Source organism: Aquimarina sp. 2-A2 (assembly GCF_045505135.1).
In the GTDB taxonomy this organism is placed as follows: domain Bacteria; phylum Bacteroidota; class Bacteroidia; order Flavobacteriales; family Flavobacteriaceae; genus Aquimarina; species Aquimarina intermedia.
The window spans coordinates 172840-194778 of the sequence record NZ_JBJKFI010000005.1 but is presented as its reverse complement, the minus strand read 5'-3'; the positions used below and the strand labels follow the sequence as shown (position 1 = coordinate 194778).

General features: G+C 37.3%; 14 protein-coding genes. 3 read left to right on the top strand and 11 right to left on the bottom strand.

Translation table 11 applies throughout. The features are described from left to right. Window positions 1–23 precede the first annotated feature (23 nt). Window positions 24–3221: a TonB-dependent receptor domain-containing protein gene (locus tag ACJRPK_RS12960; RefSeq protein ID WP_407140500.1), complete on the bottom strand. Its 3198-nt coding sequence runs from the start codon at window positions 3219–3221 to the stop codon at window positions 24–26. Between the two features lie 84 nt (window positions 3222–3305). Next, window positions 3306–4475: a FecR family protein gene (locus tag ACJRPK_RS12955; RefSeq protein WP_407140499.1), complete on the bottom strand. Its 1170-nt coding sequence runs from the start codon at window positions 4473–4475 to the stop codon at window positions 3306–3308. An 89-nt stretch (window positions 4476–4564) separates the two neighbouring features. Between ACJRPK_RS12955 and ACJRPK_RS12950 the strand changes: the two genes are divergently transcribed. Further along, the gene (locus ACJRPK_RS12950) at window positions 4565–5125 is read left to right on the top strand and encodes an RNA polymerase sigma factor (RefSeq protein WP_407140497.1); all 561 of its coding nucleotides are present in this window, start codon (window positions 4565–4567) and stop codon (window positions 5123–5125) included. A gap of 63 nt (window positions 5126–5188) precedes the next feature. Here the strand turns inward: ACJRPK_RS12950 and ACJRPK_RS12945 are convergent, their stop codons facing one another. Then, the gene (locus tag ACJRPK_RS12945; RefSeq protein ID WP_407140495.1) at window positions 5189–7027 is read right to left on the bottom strand and encodes a serine hydrolase; all 1839 of its coding nucleotides are present in this window, start codon (window positions 7025–7027) and stop codon (window positions 5189–5191) included. Between the two features lie 164 nt (window positions 7028–7191). Here ACJRPK_RS12945 and ACJRPK_RS12940 point away from each other — a divergent pair, with 164 nt between their 5' ends. Next, complete coding sequence (locus tag ACJRPK_RS12940) at window positions 7192–8877, top strand: histidine kinase (protein WP_407140494.1); 1686 nt, start codon at window positions 7192–7194, stop codon at window positions 8875–8877. 3 nt (window positions 8878–8880) lie between these two features. Next, window positions 8881–9582 carry a LytR/AlgR family response regulator transcription factor gene (locus ACJRPK_RS12935; RefSeq protein WP_407140493.1) on the top strand — a complete coding sequence of 234 codons (702 nt, stop codon included), beginning with the start codon at window positions 8881–8883 and terminating at the stop codon, window positions 9580–9582. 53 nt (window positions 9583–9635) lie between these two features. Here the strand turns inward: ACJRPK_RS12935 and ACJRPK_RS12930 are convergent, their stop codons facing one another. The 8 genes from ACJRPK_RS12930 to proC all read right to left on the bottom strand — a co-directional run bounded on the left by ACJRPK_RS12930 (window position 9636) and on the right by proC (window position 21819). Then, complete coding sequence (locus ACJRPK_RS12930) at window positions 9636–10544, bottom strand: GIY-YIG nuclease family protein (RefSeq protein ID WP_407140491.1); 909 nt, start codon at window positions 10542–10544, stop codon at window positions 9636–9638. Window positions 10545–10724: 180 nt separating this feature from the next. Beyond that, window positions 10725–11399: a hypothetical protein gene (locus ACJRPK_RS12925; protein WP_407140490.1), complete on the bottom strand. Its 675-nt coding sequence runs from the start codon at window positions 11397–11399 to the stop codon at window positions 10725–10727. A gap of 973 nt (window positions 11400–12372) precedes the next feature. Then, window positions 12373–14355, bottom strand: a complete 1983-nt coding sequence (locus ACJRPK_RS12920; protein WP_407140488.1) for a heavy metal translocating P-type ATPase — start codon at window positions 14353–14355, stop codon at window positions 12373–12375. A 46-nt stretch (window positions 14356–14401) separates the two neighbouring features. Next, window positions 14402–14821 (bottom strand): Fur family transcriptional regulator, encoded by a 420-nt coding sequence (locus tag ACJRPK_RS12915; RefSeq protein ID WP_407140486.1) that lies wholly within the window; start codon window positions 14819–14821, stop codon window positions 14402–14404. Window positions 14822–14825: 4 nt separating this feature from the next. Beyond that, complete coding sequence (locus tag ACJRPK_RS12910) at window positions 14826–16031, bottom strand: efflux RND transporter periplasmic adaptor subunit (RefSeq protein WP_407140484.1); 1206 nt, start codon at window positions 16029–16031, stop codon at window positions 14826–14828. A gap of 4 nt (window positions 16032–16035) precedes the next feature. Next, window positions 16036–20376 carry a CusA/CzcA family heavy metal efflux RND transporter gene (locus ACJRPK_RS12905; RefSeq protein ID WP_407140482.1) on the bottom strand — a complete coding sequence of 1447 codons (4341 nt, stop codon included), beginning with the start codon at window positions 20374–20376 and terminating at the stop codon, window positions 16036–16038. Between the two features lie 96 nt (window positions 20377–20472). Next, window positions 20473–20784, bottom strand: coding sequence for a DUF6660 family protein (locus ACJRPK_RS12900; protein ID WP_407140481.1), 312 nt, complete (start codon window positions 20782–20784; stop codon window positions 20473–20475). A 231-nt stretch (window positions 20785–21015) separates the two neighbouring features. Beyond that, on the bottom strand, window positions 21016–21819 hold the full coding sequence (gene proC / locus ACJRPK_RS12895) for a pyrroline-5-carboxylate reductase (protein WP_407140480.1): 804 nt from the start codon (window positions 21817–21819) through the stop codon (window positions 21016–21018). Window positions 21820–21939: the final 120 nt, after the last annotated feature.

Below are 21939 nucleotides of genomic sequence, written 5' to 3'. Positions count from 1 at the left end.
CTGGATAATACAAAAACTCAAACTTACTTTAAGTTAAAACTAAGCCTGGCAAAGAGAAATCTTCCCGAATAGCCAAATTGCTTAGAACGTCTTGAGAACCTAAATCTTCCTCCTGACTGAAATTCTTCGTCAGATTCGTCAGGATATATATCAAAAATATTATTAGCACCAACGGTAATTTTAGTACTGGCAGCTAGTCTAAAACCAACTGCTAAATCCGTAATTACTCTACCAGAATATAGTACATCGACATTTGGATCTACTATATTGGTTGCTTCTTCTACCTCTCCAAAATAGGAGTTACGAAGAAAGAAATTCCATTTGTCCCCAGTTACAAGGTTATGAGATAGATTACCATTCGTATTTGGCACAGCAGATTCTGCAAAGACACGACTCGTATTACTAAAATAGTTTTCAGAAAGACCGGCCTCAGCAATTTTATCAGGAATATTAACGGTAGTAACCTCCGTTTCTGAAAAAGTAACAGCTAGAATATTACTCAATTTTGTAGAAGTCCCGATAGAAACCGAGTGATCAACAATAATATCTACCCCTTGCGTTCTTGTATTTATAGTATTTGCAAAAAACTGTGCTCTGGTAGCATTCGCTTCCTCAAACCTTTGTATAAGCTCATCTCCACTAGCTGAAAATTCATCGGTAAGTACTACCCTATCATCAATATCAACACGATATCCATCCAGTGTGAATTTCATACCTAAAGCAGGAATTTTAGCAGTAATACCAGCAGTAAACCCTAAAGAGGTTTCTTCTTTTAACGACCCGATACCAATTAATCTGGCGATTCTCGACGTATTAGAGAAAGTTGCCACCTGCTGTGGTACACCATTCGTAGTAATTGTGGAAGTAGAATTAAAATAAATCTGATGCAAGGACGGAGCTCTAAAACCGGTTTGTACCGAACCACGCAAACTAATAGCTTTCGTAGCTTTTAAAAGAGAAGCAATTTTAAAATTAAGTGTACTTCCAAAATCAGAAAAATCTTCAAAACGCACTGCTCCAGAGACTCTAAACTTCTCAGTGAAATCCGCTTCGATATCTGCATAACCGGCAATCGAGTTTCTGTAGACATTAACTTCATTTTGAGGCCTAAAACCTGGAAAAACTTGAATTCCTGCATTGCGATCTCTCCCATAGAAATCTACAGGAACTGTAGAAGTCGGATCTGTAGAGTTATGTGGTTTTCCATTTGTATTGTATAGCTCATACGAAACCTCATCCCCTGCATTAATCTGATAATTCTCAATTCGATATTCGGCTCCTAAAGCTACATTCAGCCCTGCAAAAACGTCTTCATAAAATCTGCTCAAATCCAAGTTACTCGTATTCTCAGCATAGCGAAATCCTCCCGCATCGGCTTCAAAAGGGGTTGCAGTTTGCAGCGATGCGTTAGAGGAATTCGTAATTCTGTATGCAAAATCATTAATTCCTGTAGTATTACTGATATCAATGTGCCATTGATTAAGCTTTCCGGAAATACCAAATGATAACGATTTATCAACAATATTCGAGTTAATTTCAGGTAAAAACCCATTAAGATATACAGGTGTGTATGTTCTCGATTGATTAGGCAGACGATAGAATCCGGCAGAATTTCCATTTTTAAAACCTAAACCACCAAAAGCGTATACTTTTAGGTTTTCGTCAAATTCATACTCCATATTTCCAAAGAATTCACCTCCCTTTAATTGAGATTGTCCAAAACGAATATTGTAATCACTACGCTCTTGATCTCTTTGTTGTAACTCCACGTCAGTATTATCAAAATCCAACGCAATTCTCATTTCCTCTATTGTATTCGCAGCATTAACATCTGCCAATCTTGCTCCGAGGTTAGCATCTGGAGCAAAGGTTTTTATAGCGTCCAGATCGGTTGGTAATAGGCTCAGGTCAAAATTATTTTGGGCCGCAACACGTTCTATCGAATTATAACCATTAAAAATGTTTCCGGTAAATTCCTGCATTCTATTGGTTGCGCCTCTAAAATTGAAATTACCTGTCAGGTTAATAAATCCTTTATCGTTTAACGGAATCCCGTAATTGACACCTAAATTATATTTTTCTCCATCTACATTGTTGTCCGGACTTATCTCATCGGTAAAATTTGCACCGGCAGTGAGTTCCAAACTAAGCTCATTGGTCACGTCTTTTAAAACTATATTGATTACTCCTGCTATAGCATCTGAACCATATTGAGCTGCTGCACCATCTTTCAAAATCTCAATACGCTGTATGGCATTGGTAGGAATAGAAGACAAATCGGTCCCTACATTACCTCTACCAAAACTACCATTTACATTAACAAGGGCAGATTTATGACGTCTTTTCCCATTAATCAATACTAACAACTGATCCGGACCTAAACCTCTTAATGCTGCCGGTTGCACATGATCAGTACCATCAGCTATAGCTTGTGCATTTGATGTGAACGAAGGAGCTGCATAATTCAAGATTTCGTTTACAGTAATTTGTGGAGACGACTGTTTAATCGTGCTTATATCAATTACATCAACAGGTACGGCCGTAGCAACTGCCGCCCTGCTTGGATTTCTAGAACCTACCAATATAACGTCATCAAGCTGTGCAGCTGCGTGTTTCAATTGTATGGTCACTTCATCCTGCCCTGTAACATCCACCTTGGCTGTTTCAAAACCAAGATATGAAACCAATAATATAGCATCTTTCTCGGGTACCTCTATGGCAAATCGCCCATCAAAGTCAGTTATCACTCCTTTGGTTGTACCCTGTATTTGAACATTCGCTCCAGGTAAAGGATTGTTGTAAGGATCCAGCACCAAACCCTTTATTTCCCGATACACCTCGTCATCTTCTTTATTCTGTACATACTTCTTTAACACTACTTGTTTGCCAAGAATAGCATAGGTAATATTGGTGTTTTTAAAGAGTAGCGGTAATACATTTTCTAACGCTTCCTGCTCAACCTGGATACTTATCCGTTGTTGTAAATCAATCTCCTCATTGATATAAAAGAATTTATATTGAGTTTGCTCCTTTATTTCGGCGATAATCGAAGTAATGGGGGTATTATCAAAACGTAAATTAATGCTGCCTTGTGAAAATCCAGTAGCAGCAATCATTTGAAAAATTGAAAAACTAAACAGAATAAAGGTAATTCGCATTTTTAAAGAGGTGTCGTGACACACTACAGTAAAGTTATGCAGTGCATTAGAGTTTTTTTTCATAATTTTGAAAATATTTGATTGTTAGTTCCTTTTTTAAATAATGATCAATTTTTACTAAGAGAAGTGTTGCCGCACTTCTCTTTTTTATGGATGTATAGTAATTTTCTTTTCTTTTATCGTATACGTAAAATTTAAGGTTTCAGAGAACGTTTTTAGAATTTCATCGATGCTTTCTACATCAAATTCTCCCGTAAATTTAGTTGCCGCCAATACACTATTGTGATTGATTATTTTTACATCGTATGCGCGCTCTATTCTTCTAAAAGCTTCTTCAAACGATTCGTTCTGTAACATTATTTTTTTCTTCATCCAAGAAGTATAAATGTCCGTGTCAACCTCTTTTTTGTGTATTACGCTATTATTTTTATTATATACTGCCTGATCATTAGGTTTTAGATGTACTTTCTTATCCGGCATATCAGAGCTTGCCAATGCTACAGAACCTTCGACCAAGGTAGTTTTAATCAAAACATCCTCTGTATAAGAAGAAACATTGAACTGAGTTCCCAACACATTAACATCAATACCCTTTGCTTTTACTATAAAAGGTTTCTCCTTATTTGTTTTAACATCAAAAAATGCTTCACCCTCAAGATACACCACACGATTTTTCTCTGATGAAATGAATTTTTGAGGAAATTTTAAGGTACTCCCTGCATTCAACCATACCTGAGTTCCATCAGATAGCACCATCTGAAATTGTTTGCCCTTTGGAATATAAACTTCCATAAACTTTAAGGATTCAAGACCAGCATTTGCAGTTATCCTAAGTTGGTTTTCTTCCTTATTCCCTATTGGATTTCCGTTTTTATCAGTAAGTATTCCATTTTCTGAAGGGTCAATGGTAGTAATGCTACCGTCCGCTTGTTTAATTAATATCTTATCTTCTGCTATAGCAGCTGTTGAAAAATTTACAGACTTTTTATCCTCAGTTAATGGACTTTCTTGATTTTTATAGAGGTAGATGCTTCCTAAAAGTAAAACTAAGATCGCAGCATATTTTGAAAAACGTTGAATTGTTTGCAGACGAATCACAGATTTTGACGTAGCACTAATTCTTTTAATAAACTTAGAATGTGCTTCGCTTGTATCCACGTGAAGTGGTATTGTCTTACTATATCTTTTTTTGACTGCTTCTTTGAAAAGCATTCTATTATGAGTATTTAATTCCAGCCACTCGTTCAAACGCTTTCGCTCTCCTGAAGAAATTGTACCGTTTAGGTATTTTTGAATTATGGTTAAAATACTGTTCATATATGTATGCTTTCTATATATATGATGCAGAAATCACAAAAATCCCCTACTTTCTTTTTATTTTTTTTATTTTAGTCGTCGAGTTACGTATGAAAAATAACAACATTCGCATACAAGAATCATTGATTAAAGGGCTTAAAGATGGAAATAAACAGAGTTATCAACTTCTGTTTGAAAACCATTATGCAGACCTGTGTGATTATCTATATAAATTTTCGAATAATGCCGCATTAGCAGAAGATCTCGTTCAAAATATCTTCTTAAGACTCTGGGAGCAACGAACATCCATTCACATAAAAACTTCGTTACAAGCATATCTCTTTAAAAGCTGTTATAATGAGTATATGACGTATTTGCGTACTCAGAAAAAGCAAACCGATTTAGTAACTTCTTTGAAGCACGAAGCGTTATTTGAATTGTTTTCAGATTCTCAAACCGAAATAAAAGAAGAAAAAATTGTACAGCTAGAGACGGCTATAGAAGCACTGCCTTCAACTTGTAAAAAAGTTTTTAAGCTCAGTAAACTTGAACAGAAAAAGCACAAAGAGATTGCCGAACTTTTAGGTATTTCTACCAAAACGGTAGAAAATCATATTACCAAAGCTTTCCGATATTTGAAAACAAGTTTTGGCTCGTTTTTATCTTTCTAAAAAAACGAACAGTACACTAACATACTATTCGTTCTTATAAGTATTATGTAAATTAAATTTTTCCTATTCTTTATATCCTGCTATTTTTTGTTTTACTCTTTTTTTATAATCGCTAGAAGGATTAAGACTCATGGCTTTCGTATAATGCTTGCCTGCCAATTTTAGATTCCCACGCGCTTCGTAGATTTCAGCTAAACTATCATATGTATTCCAGGAGTCGGGATGTTCTTCACAATTGAACTTTAGCACTTCTGTCGCTTTTTCTAACTTGTTTTCCATATAAAATAGATACCCAAACCCATTAAGTAAACCTTCAATATTCAAAGTAGGATCTTCTTTTTTTATCTGATGATATGTTTTCTTTGCTTCTTCCATTTCCTGATACAAGAACGCTTCGGTAATCTTAGATGTATTATTTCTGATCTGATCTAAAGAAAAACGTACAGCTTTACTATCCAAAGTATCTCTATAAATAAGAAGGCCGGTCAATTGAGACTCCGTATTTAATAAGAACTTAATTTTGTTCGGATATTCATCAATTTTGAAAGTATAATCTCCCATATAAATCATCTTACTTTTTTCTCGCTCCAGCATAAATTCGAATACCGGAGATGCCATATATAACTGTCCGTCTTCTTCTATAATTCTATTGAGTCCTTCAGATTCATATAAAAAATCAGCATAACTCCCTATAATTGCTTCACTCAGTTCTTTTGGTACGTTTACTTTGGGATCTTGTAGGATATGATTCCATTCTAACAGATTCATTATTTCTAACCGAAGTGCATTCATTACCGGTATTCTGTTTGGTTTTTCTCCGTTTGCCAGAATTGCCAATCCATTACCTCCTTTCATTGTAGCCATAAATTCACCACCCACTCCCGTATTGGATCCACCATGAGAAAACCAACTATTGTTTCCAAAACCAAACGATCGGTTCCATCCGGCACTCCAACCTCCAACTGTATGAAGCGAAACAATTTCGGTTATTCGCTGAGCCACACTATTCGAAATCAATTTGTTATTATTGTCACGCAAAGCATTTTGCATTTCGATGGCTATTTTGGCTAAATCTGAAGGTGTTGACCACATTCCAGATGGAGCTACTTGCGGAGTAATAGGCAATCCGGTTTTGATAACGTTCCCTTTATTATCATGTACTTTGGCTACGTTGGTTAAAAATCCAAGTTCATTAGGTTGCTTTAAAGTTGTGTGTTGCAACCCCAAAGGCGTAAAGATGTATTGTTGAACCAAGTCTGCAATTGGTTGATCGAGATGATCTTCTAAAGCAACTTGTAGTAATACATAGCCACCACCACTATAAGCCCAATCGGTGCCGGGTGTAAACATAAAATCAATTTCTTTGTCATATCTAGGCAGCAATTCACCCTTTAGACTTTGAAGAGGTGTTGGTATTTGATCGCCTTCATAAAAATCAGCAAAACCACTATGCGTCGTTCCACCGGTGTGTGATAATAAGTGTTTCCAGGTAACAGCTACATCAACAGTGTATTTACTTTTTTGAAGTGTATATCGTTTCAAATAGTTCTCAATAGGATCATCAAGATTAATTATTCCCTTTTCTTCTAATATTCCGCAGAGCATTGCAACAACAGCTTTAGTTGTAGAAGCTGTTGAGAAAGCTGTATTTGTGTCTATTTTGTCAGGAGCATCTGTCGCTTTTATACCCCACTGATGGGTCCAAATGACTTCATAGTTTTCAAAAACTGCAACACTGAGTCCGGGCAAGTTACGTTCCGCCATCTTTTTGCTCATCTGCATTTTAATATCCTCAAGATTAGCAGCTCTACCCGAGGTTGTTTGTTGTCCATATAATGAATAACTAATAGCGTACACTGTTATCATTAGTACCGTTACACTATCCTTAATACACTGTCTCATAGTATCTCTATTTAAAATTATCGATTTAATGAAGTGCAAATTGAGATTTAATCTCCATAATTCCCCATAGTACTATTTAAGCTGCTCTATAACCATGTGAACTGCATTTTAAGTTGCTCTTTTTATCCTAAATTTACAGCAACTAATTCCAGAGCCCACTCTTTATGATTATAAAATATCTGTATCGTGTAATCTCTCTACCGCTACTTATCGTACTAATCTCTTGTCAAGAACAGGCCAAGATTTATGAACTTTCACAGAATCTTTTTAAAACCGGAGATTCAATTCAGTGGAAAAATCCCGACTTGGACGATCAGGAATGGACCTTACAACGCGATGTTCTTAATAATAACATCTTTTGGGTACGACAGCATATTACTTTACTTGAGAATTCGAGTTCAGAAGAACCACTGGGTCTTTTAATCCATGCTTTTGGATCGTATGAAGTTTACTGGGACGGAGTTCTAATTGGTAAAAATGGAGAGCCCGGTAATGAGGAAAGGGAAACAGAGAAATCTGAAGTAAGTTGCAATTTTATCATTCCGACGCAACTAAGTAATCCAGGAGTACATGTAATTGCTTTGCGAGCTTCTCAGAGATACCTCAACCAGGAAAAACGTCCTATTATCTTTCATATTCAGAATTATGATGAACTATTAACCAGTCCACTTATCATCACACTTTTTATGCATATCCTAGCAGGCGCGTTTTTAATTACTGCTATTTATTTTTTAATACTTTTTCTCAATACTAAAAAGGGCCTTCCCATCCTGTTATTTAGTATTTCGTGTTTCTTGTTCTTTCTACTTATACTGCTGGAATATATAAAACTTTATATTCCAATTCATTATACAAAATTTTATCTACGACTGGAAATCATCGGATTCTTAACGCTGTTGATTGCTATCCTGATCCCCTTATACTTTCTGATCCAATTCCGAATAAAGATGTTTCGATTACTCTTTTTAGTATATGTTAGCGTCTTACTTGGTGTGTATTTCTTATATTTTGAATGGTATTCGTATGACGCTACCGCTATCAAGCTAGCGCAGTTACTTTGGATCGCTTCTTTTCTTACGGTAACGTTTGCACTATATCATAAAAGAAAAGGTGCTCCTGTGGTGGTTATTGGATTGTTATGTAGCTTGTGCTCCTATTATTTGATCGAATACGATATTAGTTTGTTTTTAAGTTTTACTATCATTCTAGTGTGCATGTTTTATGTGCTCACCTTACAGTTAAAGGATGACAGGTTAGCGCATGATCAATCCATCGCTCAATCGGCACGGCTGAAGCATGAGCTGCTTAAGAAAAAGATTCAGCCGCATTTTTTAATGAATACGCTGACCTCTTTGATCGACTGGGTAGAAGAATCTCCAAAAGAAAGTGTTTTTTTTATTGAAGCGCTGGCCGAAGAATTTGAATTGATTAATCAGATTGAAGATAAAATTCTGATCCCAATAACACAAGAAATAGCACTCTGTAAAAGTCATCTTAAGATTATGAGCTATCGAAAAGAGATCGATTATATTTGGGAAGAGGATGCTATTGATAGAACCTTAGAAATACCGCCAGCCATTATCCATACCTTAGTTGAAAACGGAATTACTCACGGAGTTCCTATAGCGAATACAATTAGATTTAAACTGCTAACTCGTAAGTTTACCAAGGAAATTACAATAACGCTTAAAACGTACGCAAAACATCGTCGGAGGGGTAAAAATATTAAAGATGGAACGGGCAACACGTATATAAAAGCCAGACTGACAGAAAGCTATGGCAATCGCTGGGATTTTGTCTCTACTCCCACCGAATATGGTTGGAAAACTATACTAACACTTTATATTTAAAGAATGCATATTTTAATAGTTGAAGATGAAGCAAGAATAGCGAGACGCATCATACGAATGACCAAAGAGTTTTTCTTAAACACAGTAGTCAAGCTCACACATAAAGAATCGCTATCTGAAGGTATCGACTTTCTGGAGAATAACCCTCTGGATTTAGTACTGCTGGATCTAAATCTCAATGGTGAGGACGGCTTTGGATTATTAAAACAAACCGTCTCGGGATCGTTTCATACTATTATTATTTCTGCCCACCGAGACAAAGCTCTACAAGCTTTTGAATACGGTGTATTAGACTTTGTTGCCAAACCTTTTAATCAAGAACGTCTGAATCTGGCATTTAATAGAGTCTTACGCAAAGAAGATATCGCTGACAGGACGATTAATGTATTAGCTGTCAAGAAACGTGGCGAAATCAAATTGATCTCCATTGATGACATTCGTTATATCCAAGGGGCAGGTGTATACTCAGAGTTGGTGCTTCTTAATGATACCAAGATGCTACACGATAAATCCTTAGAAAAACTGGAACAGTTACTCCCTAAAACTTTTTTTAGAACTCACAAATCGTATCTGGTCAAGGTAAGCGAAATACAAAAGATCCTGGTAAGCTCTGGTAGTAAATATGATCTTATCCTAAAAAACAACGAAGTACTGCCTATCGGAAGGACGCGGTATAAAGAATTGAAAAGTGTATTGGCAATATAGGCTGGGCTGTCGTTTGAGAAAGGACTTTAAAAAGGAGCTATTATTGCTAGTACCTAATCTATTTCTGTTTTTTCAATTTCCTTAATGGATTTTCCATTTTCATTTTTCCAAACATTCCTTCCATTTACAGAATATCCAAGTATCACTGCTGCTGCGGATGCACTTGAAAATAGATGTTTTTTTGAGAAACAATATTTACTATTTGCATTTTTGATGATAATTCCTTCTTCTATCAATGATTCTCTTAATGCTCCATATCCATAATTTTTAGTCGGATTATCTGCAACTTCTGAATTTTCTAATACGACCAAACCTTCATTTGTTTGAATTGCCTTGGCTCTAATACCTCTTACATTTAGATTTAGTTCTAATTCATCTTTCTTTTCAAATATGGTTCTGTCACCTGAATTTACATTTTGATCAGTAAAATCTGGAATGTTCTTAATAGCAATTGGATTCTCTAAAAATTTGTGACCTAGCGTTCCGGTGAGTAATTTTATATTGGATAAGAATTCTTCCATTGCATCTCTGTCAGGAAGTGGTAATCGATTTAAATTCGGACTGTTAGTATTCTTAAGCCTGTATCTTTCTGTGTTTTTTGAGATTTCTACCAATCTGCTTTCTAAATATTTAATATGAGATTTAGTCAGGTTATCGTCTTTGCTAGTAAAAACTATAACTTCATTCCAAAAATCTTTTTTCAAATCATGATTCTTTAATCTATCCCACACATTTTCCGCTTCGCCTATATAAACCATTGGTCTGAGTGTGTCTTGCTCATAGCCTATTAAAAAGTATACTCCTTGAGTATTTACTTCAATAGAAAAATGCTTATTTAAATCAGAGATTTTTGTACGCGGACAAGAAAGAGATTGAATCGTATGATTCACAAGTTCTGCAAATTTAATTCCCGTAACACTTCCTTCTTTTAAGTAAATCCTGATGCTTTTTCCTAATATCATTGTTAGACCTAATTTTATGGCAATTTTCAGTATATGATTTGTCGTATGTTAAAGTAACAAATTTAGCTAATACAAATCGAACCAAAACTCTACGAGACGCGAGAGAATCTAACTTTTGAAAAAAAATGCATCTGTAGTCTTGGACCAGCAATTAATTCAATACGATTTTAGCCATAATTACTATTCATTTTTTTTAATAAATTCAGATACTATTATATCGTTATTCTCTTTTGCTTTTTCAATGGATTCAATTCCTATAAAATCCAAATAATATCCTCCATAGACGAGATGATTTTTTATGTTAATTAAATTATAAACGTAAACTACGATATAGTCGTGGTCATCTGGGTGAGGTTTTATTAACTTGATTGCGGAGTATGATTTTTCGTGATTACTGTAATTATTTAATAAATATGGTTTTTCAGTTGTGATGAATGTTGTGTCAGAATAAGCTTTATTTAATGCTTCTGTAGCATTAATTGTTTCTACAGACGCCTGATTTACTTGAATATCAAAGATTCTTTTTAAGTCAGTATTTTGGACTTTCCATTTCTGCTCATCGTTTCTTATAAAAAATAACAAATAATTATTAAAGTCAATATCATCTATACTTTCTTTTTGTTTTGCTATTTCATTAGTTAGGTAAACTCCCAAGATTGTAGTTCCATCATTTGAGTTTTCATTAAACCTCCTTTTAACTAATTTGTGAGAGTATAATTCTTTCCAATCATTTAATTCTGGTAATTCAATTGGTATTTTTTTTAATTTGTTTTTCTCAGTCGAATAATACAGATTTGTCTTATTCTCTTTACAACTTAATATTATCAAAAATAGAAGTATAGCTATTTTTGTCACGGTTTGTATAATTATAGCTTACAATTGCATAAACGAAATTAATCCTTTATACGTTTCATCTATTAAAAAAAGCAACACAACGTTACCAAGTGGGGTGGGTACTAGATTTTAAGTGTGACTAAACTACATATTTTTTTGAGATATACTAAAATGAGTTTAGGCACTAACCAAGAAACAAGTAGTAGGATAGCAGGAATCAGGACGCAGGACACTTTTAAATTTAGCATTTTATTGTTGTAAATTTCAACTTCTACATTCAAAATCCATAATTCTACATTCATAATTGAAAGTCTACCCTTTCCGACCGCGCGTTGCTTGGCCACCTTTCCCTGACAAGGGAAAGGAGTAGTTTATAGGATAATTTAGTTCGAAGTCAAATTCTTATTTAATTTACTTTTTGTCAGGTCAAGCCCTTCGTCTGCGCTCAGGATAAACTAAAGTCGAGACCTGAGCTTTTTAATTACAATCAACCTCTCTGCTCCACTCGAGGTGACAATCTAGTTTTTTTAGTCAGAATATATCGGGTATATGAACCGAAACACTTCTACATTCGTCATTAAAAATTCATAATTCTACATTCAAAATTGAAAAACTACCCTTTCCGACCGCGCGTTGCTTGGCCACCTTTCCCTAACAAGGGAAAGGAGTAGTTCGTAGGTGTTTTGATTTAGATTTAAATAAAAATAAACAAACTCAGTGATAGCGTGATCCGCAAATGATGCAAAGCCATTTCGCAAAAGAACGAAACCATCCGCAAGTGATGCAAAGCGTTCTGCAAGAAAATAAAACCATCAGCAACCGATGCATCGCCATTTCGCAAGAGAACAAAACCGTCCGCAACTTATGTAAGGTCATTTCGCAATAGAACGACACCCTCCGCAACCGATGCAATATCTTTTGAAAGAGAACGAAACCTTCAGCAACTGAGGCAGAGACCTTCGAAATAAAACAAAACCGTCCGCAACTGATGTGCTTATTTTTTCATTTTGTATCCTAATAAGCGTAACGCATTCAAAACCACAACCAAAGTAGAACCTTCGTGAATCGCAACTGCCACCCCAATATTTGCCCAATTCAGGATTGTTGCAGGAATCAACAAAGCGACCACACCCAAACTAATCCATATGTTTTGTTTGATAATGACATGTGCTCTGCGGCTCAGGGCTATGGCAAATGGCAAAATCTCTAATTTATCTGCCATAAGTGCAATATCCGCAGTTTCTAGGGCGACCGCACTTCCGGCTGCTCCCATAGCAATCCCTACTGTACTATGTGCCATTGCCGGAGCATCATTGACACCATCACCTACCATAGCAATTTTGTTTTCTTTTTGTTTTAGTTTTTTAATCGCTGCCACCTTTTCTTCAGGCAACAAACTACCAAACGCTTCGGTAAGATGAATCTCTTTAGCTATCGCATCGGCCACATTTTGATTGTCACCGGTGAGCATAATCATCTTGCGTATCCCTAATGACTTCAACCTTAGCAGTGTTTCCTTTGCTGATTCCCGAGCGGTATCCATCAAGCCAAGAATTCCGATAAAATGATCGTCTCTTTTGACCAGCATGGTGGTTTTACCTTGTTTTTCCAAAGATTTTACGGTTTCAGAAATATCTTCCGGAATTGCTACCCCAAGTGCTTGATACAAATCCAGATTACCGATAAAAATATCGCTTCCGCGAAAGCGAGCTTTAATCCCTCTTCCTTGTAAGGCCTCAAGATCTTCTGCTATCAAATTTGAATTTTTACGCTGAAGTAGTTGTAATCCATCGCGAACTACAGCTTTTGCCAACGGATGATCACTAAGCTTCTCGACTGCAATTGCAACTTCCAGTAATGTAATTTTGTCTATCTCTGCTAACGGAAATAGATCAACGAGTTTTGGTTTTCCCTCGGTTAGCGTCCCGGTTTTGTCAAAAGCAATAGCTGTCAATGATCCTAAATCTTCTAATGGCTTCCCTCCTTTTATCAAAACACCACCCTTGGCTGCTCGTGCTATGCCGCTTAAGACTGCAGACGGAGTGGATATTGCCAGTGCACAAGGACTAGCCGCTACCAAAACCGCCATCGCTCTGTAAAAACTATCTCGCCAAGGTTCATCTACCGCCAAAAAAGCAAAGTTCAGTACAATCACTAAAACAATAACTACTGGTACGTATATTCGCTCGAACTTATCTGTCAAGAGTTGAGTGGGTGACTTATGAGCTTGCGCCTCTTGTACCATCGTTACCAAACGGCTTAGCGTTGAGTCTTGTGTCTCTTTTATAACACGTACCTCGAGTGTATTATTACCATTAATAGTCCCGGAAAAGACCCGACTCTCTTCGGGAATATCTTTTTCTAATTCAAAAATAGCAGTGCTATCTGCTATTGCTCTTTTATCCACCGGAATACTCTCTCCTGTAATAGGTGCTTGATTGACACTACTCCTTCCTTTAATAACAACGCCATCTGCGGCTATTTTACTGTTGGGTCGAACCACCACTACATCGCCGGCTTTGAGTTCACTAATCGCTACTTCTTTAGTTTCTCCATTGGTTTTAAGTAGTGCTGTTTTAGGAGCTAAATCTGTAAGCGCAGCTATCGATTTTCTGGCTTTGCTCATTGCATAATGCTCTAAAGCATGTCCCAAACTAAAAAGAAATAATAGCAAAGCTCCTTCTGCCCATTTATCCAGAAATGCTGCACCTATCGCGGCTACAATCATTAAAAAGTCAATCTCGAATTCACCATATCTGATTTTATCAAAAGCTCCTTTAACCGCATAAAAGCCTCCAAACATATAGGCTAACAGGTAGAGTATAAGAATTAAAATATCAGAGAAGCTAGCGAAAAGTTCTATCAAAAACCCAGTACCTAAAAATAGTCCGCTTGCTAAAGAAAAATAGAGTTCTGTATTTTTTCCTAAAACTCCCTTTTGTTCATGTTCATGATTACAGCCCTTCGCTTCTTTCATATAACCTTATTACCATTTTAATATTCAGCTAAAACAACTTACTAAGTTATGTCCTGCCAGTACATTCATTACAGGTTCCTTTAATCACTAAATTTACATTATTTGCTGTAAAACCTTCAGGCAAATGTATTTTTGGAATTTTGTGATCGATCAAACACATGGTCTCTCTGCAGGCTGAACAATAAAAATGCATATGCAGGTCCTCTCCCACCTCACAGTTACAATGTTCTTCACACATCGCATATTTTACTACGCCACTACCATCATCAACAGGATGTACAATTCCTTTATTTTCAAAGGTTTTTAAAGTTCTATAGAGGGTGGTGCGATCTGATCTGTCAAATGCTTGTTCGATATCCGAGAGCGAAACTGCAACGTTTTTACTATTTAAAAAACGATAGACCAACAACCGCATGGCAGTAGGCCGTATTTTTTTGTCCTGTAATTTTTTATCAATTGAACGCATTGTATTAGTGACTATGGGCTGCATCTCCTTTTTTCATTTCTGCCATCAGATAATAGGCATTGTTCTGCACAAACAGTGTTTCTTGAGCTATCGGTTCTAAAAACTGAACACCAACCCATTCTCCATCTCGCTGTCCGAGCAGCACTTCTTTAGGTTTAAAGCTCCAATCAATGCCTTCTCGCTCTGCAGTAAATACGTAATAGCGATCGCCATCTTTACTTACCGCGCTTTCCGGTAGTGCAAGTGTTTTTGAAGCACCTACTTCTATTCTCCCCTGAATATACATCCCCGGAATCAATTTGTCTTCTTTGTTTTCGATCTCGGCATGCACGTGTACCGCTTTGGGACCTTCTTCAAATGTTTTACCAATAGAATAAATCTTTGCACTTAGCTCAACCCCGGGTAAGGATTGTACTTTAAAACGAACTTCCTGACCTTTACTTACCTTATGTATGTCTTGTTCAAATACCATTAGATCGGCATGTACATGATGCGTATTTACGATTTCGATTAAATTAGTTTGCGGTTCTACATATTGTCCTGTTTTGATATGAACCTTCTCAATAAAGCCCTCGATAGGACTGCGTAACGCAATTCGTTGATAGATCGTACCATTACGCACTCCCGATGCACTAATATTATACTGCTGTAATTGTGCCTCGAGACCTTTTACCAATCCATTAGCGGCGGTATATTCTGACTTTGCATTTTGATAATTCATCCCTGATCCAACTCCGGCATCATACAACTTTTTTTGACGTGCAAATTCAGATTTTAGAAATTCACTTTTAGTATACGCATTGAGATATGCCGTTTGTTTTTCGATCAAATTAGGATGGGATACATATGCCAATACTTGATTTTTTTTAACCTGATCGCCCTCTATCACAGCTATGGATACGATATTGGCACCAATCATGGCCGTTACATTTGCCTCATTTTGTGGCGGCACTTCCAGCTGTCCGTTGGCGGCTACATATCCCGTAAGGCTTCGCTCCTGCAAGGTGTCCAATTTGAGCTGTAAGGCATCAAATTGTTGCGCGGTAAGAATTGCTTCTTTAACCTCAGCGTGCGGTGTTGCCTGTTCTCCTTCTGTCAAAACAGTCACCTCCTCTTTTGCCGAATCTTTTGAAGTGTCCTCTCCGCAAGAACTCAAAAGTACCATGATTGTCATTAGCGGAATCTGTATGTATATAAAATGTTTTTTCATGTTGTTATTTTTTGTAATAGTGTAGTTCGAATAGCGCCTTTAAGTAGTAACTAAGCACTTGTAATGCTTCTTCTTCTGTTTGAATGGCTTCCCGAATCATCAATGTAAATGCCGAATAATCCAGTGCACCTTCTTTATAACCTAACAATGCTCCTCGGCGCTGTTCTTGGGCTAAAGGAACGGCTTCTGTTGTATAAAAATCTTGGGTGGTCTTCCATTTTTCAAAATTTTGAAGCGCTTGTCGTTGTCGTAATTTAAATTGTCGTTGACCAAATGCTGAAGATTCCTGAGCGATACGCGTATCCAGTTTTGCAGCTTTAGAAATTGCTCGAGTTTTACCATCGAAGAATGGAATAGAAAGTCCTACCTGATAACTATAAAAATTGGAAACTCCATTCACTTCTTGCAGCCCACCTTGTAAATTTAATTTGGGAAGCCTGTCAGAGCGTGCTGTACGATATCCTGCTTGTGAAACTTCGAGACGTTCTCGTACAATCTTAAGCTCCGGATGCAAAGTTTTCTCGATACTTCCCAAAAACATCAGTGCATCGGGTGCGATGGTATCTGCTACGGTATAAAACATCGTATCGCCCAACCACAAATTGAATTGTTCTAAGGCAATCGTATAATCATGCGCGAGTTGCTTCATTTTATTTTGAATCTGCGCAGCTTGATTTTGTGCTGCTTTAAACTCTAATTTCGAAATCGCTTCTACCTCATAATTCAAGAACACAGCTTTAGAAAAATTCCTGTAGATCGAATCCAATTCCTTATATAACGCATATTTTCGTTTTGCTAAATAAACGGCAGTCCACAACGTTTTTACTTCCTTTTCTACCTCAAGCATTGATTGCTCATAAAACGCCTCTGCTAACAACACCCGTTTCTTCTGAAGTCTCTTTTTTGCTGCGATTCCAAACAGATCAATATTCGATTGTCCTATACCAACAAGCGTATAAACTCCGCGTTCGTCATTTATTTCTTCTCCTCCCGTAAAAATTTTGGTAGTTCCAAAATCGTATGCTGCCACTTGTTGCGCTACTTGTTTATCTATTTCTAACTGTCTTATTTTCAGCAATGGATAATTTTCCTTTGCCAAAGCAATTGATTGTTCTAAGGAAATCTCCGGATATTGATTTTGAATACTTTGCGCTTTCGCGGAAGGGGAATAAAAGAACACAATACCTATGAGCAACGCACCCATCATCGGCTTCTGAAGGAGGGGGCGTTTTTTAGAACGTTTTTCAATCCATTGGTAACATATGGGTAGTACAAAGAGTGTTAACAAGGTGGAAGTGACCAAGCCACCTATCACTACGGTTGCCAAAGGACGTTGTACTTCTGCCCCTGCCGATGCTGAGATTGCCATAGGAAGAAAGCCCAGAACATCGGTCAACGCTGTAAGCATAATAGGTCGTATTCTTCGTTTTGTCCCTTGCACAATTCGATCTCTCAAGTTTGTCACACCTTCCTCCTTTAACTCGTTGAGTCCGCTTATCATAACCAATCCATTAAGCACTGCAACACCAAATAAAACTATAAAACCAACGCCTGCCGAAATGCTGAAGGGCATATCCCGTAACCATAAGGCAAAAATACCACCGATAGTCGCCATAGGAATCGCCAAATAAATCATGAGCGTTTGTGAAAAGGATTTTAAGGCAAAATAAATCAGTATAAAGATAAGCAACAACGCAATAGGAACGACGGTTTGTAAGCGTTTGCTAGCTCTTTCTAAATTTTCAAAAGCTCCCCCATATCGAATAAAATATCCGGGAGGCAAGCTAAAGTTTTGATCGAGACGTTCTTTTATCTCTTCGACTACAGATTGTACGTCACGTCCCCGAATATTGATCCCAACATAGGTTCTACGATTCGTATTATCACGACTAATTTGCATCGGACCCGGTTCATACCGTACACTAGCTATCTCGCGTAAAGGAATCTGAGATCCACCCGGTAAGGTTACAAATAGCTCCTGAATATCGTTAATACTCGTACGATCCTCTTTTTGAAAGCGTACCATCAGATCAAACCGTTTTTCTCCTTCAAAAATAACCCCTGCTTTACTGCCTGCAAAGGCTGCCTGAATGGTTGCATTGATCGTTTTAATATTGAGACCGTATTGCGACAGCTTATCTCTGTTATAACGCACCGTAATTTGAGGGAGTCCATCAGTAGCTTCTACTTTGTAATCGGCAACCCCCGGCACCTTACTTATGATGTTCCCCATTTCTTCAGCTTTGCTGGAAAGTACGTCCAGGTCTTCACCAAACAATTTAATAGCAACATCCTCCCGTACCCCGGTAAGCAATTCATTAAAACGCATCTCGATAGGTTGCGTAAATTCAAAATTTACGCCGGGAAGTATGCTGATCTCATCCTTTATTTTTTGAACCAGTTCTTCTTTTGTTTCCGCCGAAGTCCATGCATCCATGGGTTTAAGGATCGCAAATACATCGGCTATATCCATTGGCATAGGGTCGGTAGGTACATCTGCGACACCGATACGACTCACTACAGTCTTAACTTCGGGAAATTTGGCCTTAATTATCTGTTCTATTTTAGTAGTAGTCGCTATGGTTTCCTCTAGGGCGCTTCCCGGTTTCAAAATTGCGTGAAATGCAATATCTCCTTCATCAAGATCCGGTATAAATTCGCCTCCCATTCTACTAAATGTGAACAGCGCTATTCCAAATAATAGGATGGAAACTCCTATAATCAGTTTACCTTTTTTGAGGGATTTAATTAGTCCGTTTTCATATTTTGATGCTATCCAATTCACAAATCGGTCACCATATGATTTTTTTGAATGTGATACTTTTCTAATAACCAATGAAGTCACCATAGGGACATAGGTCAGACATAAAACCATCGCTCCCAACATGGCAAATATAAATGTAAGTGCCATGGGTCGAAACATTTTACCTTCCACCCCTTCCAGCGCTAAAATTGGTAAGAAAACAATGAGAATTATTAACTGGCCAAAAAATGCGGTGTTCATCATTTTTTTGGAAGCTTTTGCGGTGATCGTATTGCTTTCTGTTGAAGTAAGCTTGCGGACCTTATTCTTTACGCTGTATCGATAGATTATAAAAACGGTACTCTCAACAATTATCACGGCTCCATCCACTATAATTCCAAAATCAATCGCTCCTAAACTCATGAGATTGGCCCACACATCAAAAATATTCATAAAGATAAAGGCGAATAGCAATGATAACGGAATTGTCGAAGCAACAATGAGTCCTGCACGCCAGTTACCTAACAAGAGAACCAATACAAAAATGACAATAAGTCCGCCCTCTAGTAAATTACTAAACACGGTAGTTGTCGTTTTTTGAATAAGCTCACTACGATCCAAAAAGGGTTCGATGACAACACCGTCCGGCAGAGATTTTTGGATTTGACGCATCCGTTCTTTCACTTCTGCAATTACAGCATCAGAGTTAGCACCTTTAAGCATTAAGATCATACCTCCAACTGCTTCGCCTTTCCCATCTTTGGTCAAGGCTCCATATCGAACGGCACTTCCTAAGGTCACCGTACCAATATCTTTAATCCGAATAGGGATGTTATTCACTGTTTTAATGACCATGCGCTCTATATCACTTGCGGTTCTGGCAAGTCCCTCTCCTCTTATAAAGTTTGCTTGATGATTTCTTTCAATATAGGCGCCTCCTGTATTTTGATTATTGTTTTTTAGTGCTGTAAACACTTCTGATATGGTGATACCAATCGCCCGCAATTCATTGGGATTGATAGCAACCTCGTATTGTTTTTTATTCCCTCCAAAAGCATTTACCTCGATGACGCCAGGTACCATAGCCATTTGACGTTTGATAATCCAATCCTGCATAGTGCGTAGCTCTGTTGTAGTATATCTATCTGTATACGCATCTTCTACTGTCAAGGTATATTGGTAGATTTCGCCTAATCCCGACGAAATGGGACCCATAATAGGTTCGCCAAAACCTTCAGGAATTTGGTCTTGCACTTTGAATAACTTTTCGGCAACTAACTGCCTAGGTAAGTAGGTGCCAACGTCATCATCAAAAACAATAGTAACTACCGATAATCCAAATCGTGAAATCGAACGAATCTCTTGGACATTGGGTAAATTACTCATTGCAACCTCTACGGGGTAGGTTACAAATTGTTCAATATCCTCGGTTCCTAAATTTGGAGATTGTGTGATGACCTGCACCTGATTATTTGTAATATCGGGAACGGCATCAATTGGTACTTGGGTAATACTCCATATTCCTGTACCAATAAGTACACAGGTGAATAACCCAATTATAAATTTATTTTGGATTGAAAAATCAATGATTTTATTAATCATGAACTATGTATTAATTCAGTTAAAACTAAAAGAGTAGCTTCCGTGAAAGCGAAAACCAGTATAGTAAGGACATAGGTGTCCTACAAAAAAACTGAATTATACCCTGGGAGGTTGCAAAATGGTATGAGGTATATCTTTGCCCAAACTATCAAAATGCACAAAGATATCTGAAGTAATTTCCGGAACTATAGCCGCAAATGCTACCACATTAAAATTAATCGTATGTACATGGCAACAATGGCATTGACAGAAGGGAGAACACAACTCTGCGGAATCATGCGTGTGATCTTCGGATGATTCATCAGCAATCTCTATGAGTGTATCCTCCGAATGTTCTTCGGCATCACTACACGCCAGAAAATTGAGTGACAAAAAGTAAATGGATAGTATGATCGTCAAGAATTTCACAATACAAAAATACAAATAAAATGATGCACTGGGTGTGCAAAAGTATTTTGAATGATTGTGAATTTTAGTTAGTTTGAGGTGACTCGTCCTAAAAAAAGTTCACATATTATCGACTAAATCCTAAATATAGGATTGCAGTTAGGACACCCATCCCTAACCCTTCCCTCGAGGGAAGGGAATATAAAAGTTTGACTCACCTTAAAAAAGTTTACTTTCATTGAGCCTTAAACTCTACTCCTCCCCTAACTCAACCGCTCTATGAAATGCTGCAAAGGCAGCTTCTTTTATCAATTCGTTTACATTATTATCCTCCATAGAGTCCAGAGCAGCACGTGTTGTACCACCTTTGGATGCTACACGCTCCATCCATGAATTGGGAGAGAGATCTGATTGGTTAAAAAGTTCCACCGCTCCTGTAAACGTCTGACTAACTAAGTCCTTAGAATCATCGGCTGAGAATCCCATTTGTAACGCGGCCTCCATCATACTCTGCATAAAATAAAAAACATATGCGGGACCACTTCCTGAGATCCCCGTCGAAGCATCGATATATTTTTCATTTCTTACCTTTATTGTTTTCCCCGTAGTACAGAGCAAATCTTCTATGGTCAACAACTCAATTCGGGAGACTTCTTGAGATGCTGTGTACGATGTTAGCCCTTTACCAATTTGGGCTGGTAAGTTTGGCATCGCACGCACAACCTTAGGCAACCCTATTTCATCTTGCATGGTTTGTATTGTAACCCCCGCCATAATAGAAATCACAATCTGTCCTTCAAATACCAACGGTTTTAATCGGGTAAATAAATCTGTACTATGATAAGGTTTTACTGCTAAAAAAATTAAATCGGCTTTTGGCACGCAATCTTCCGGTCTGTGAAAAACATCAATATGAGAAAGTTTATCTAAGCGTGTTCGTGTTTCTTCTGAATTGTCCAGAATCATAATATTACGCTTCTTTAAAATTTTTGATTTGGACATGGCTTCAGCATATGTCAAACCCATGTTTCCTGCACCTATTACTAATACTTTCATTCGATTGTTTATCATTTTTATTAGAACCCATAGTATAACGCTTTTTTTTGGTTTCTTAAAATTTGAATTGATCTGCACCACTCCAACAACACAATCGTATTAACAATACTAGCATACAAC

Coding starts and splice junctions, on each gene's coding strand:
- ACJRPK_RS12960 (WP_407140500.1), bottom strand. CDS start 3,221: ATGAAAAAAAACTCTAATGCACTGCATAACTTTACTGTAGTGTGTCAC.
- ACJRPK_RS12955 (WP_407140499.1), bottom strand. CDS start 4,475: ATGAACAGTATTTTAACCATAATTCAAAAATACCTAAACGGTACAATT.
- ACJRPK_RS12950 (WP_407140497.1), top strand. CDS start 4,565: ATGAAAAATAACAACATTCGCATACAAGAATCATTGATTAAAGGGCTT.
- ACJRPK_RS12945 (WP_407140495.1), bottom strand. CDS start 7,027: ATGAGACAGTGTATTAAGGATAGTGTAACGGTACTAATGATAACAGTG.
- ACJRPK_RS12940 (WP_407140494.1), top strand. CDS start 7,192: ATGATTATAAAATATCTGTATCGTGTAATCTCTCTACCGCTACTTATC.
- ACJRPK_RS12935 (WP_407140493.1), top strand. CDS start 8,881: ATGCATATTTTAATAGTTGAAGATGAAGCAAGAATAGCGAGACGCATC.
- ACJRPK_RS12930 (WP_407140491.1), bottom strand. CDS start 10,544: ATGATATTAGGAAAAAGCATCAGGATTTACTTAAAAGAAGGAAGTGTT.
- ACJRPK_RS12920 (WP_407140488.1), bottom strand. CDS start 14,355: ATGAAAGAAGCGAAGGGCTGTAATCATGAACATGAACAAAAGGGAGTT.
- ACJRPK_RS12915 (WP_407140486.1), bottom strand. CDS start 14,821: ATGCGTTCAATTGATAAAAAATTACAGGACAAAAAAATACGGCCTACT.
- ACJRPK_RS12910 (WP_407140484.1), bottom strand. CDS start 16,031: ATGAAAAAACATTTTATATACATACAGATTCCGCTAATGACAATCATG.
- ACJRPK_RS12905 (WP_407140482.1), bottom strand. CDS start 20,376: ATGATTAATAAAATCATTGATTTTTCAATCCAAAATAAATTTATAATT.
- proC (WP_407140480.1), bottom strand. CDS start 21,819: ATGAAAGTATTAGTAATAGGTGCAGGAAACATGGGTTTGACATATGCT.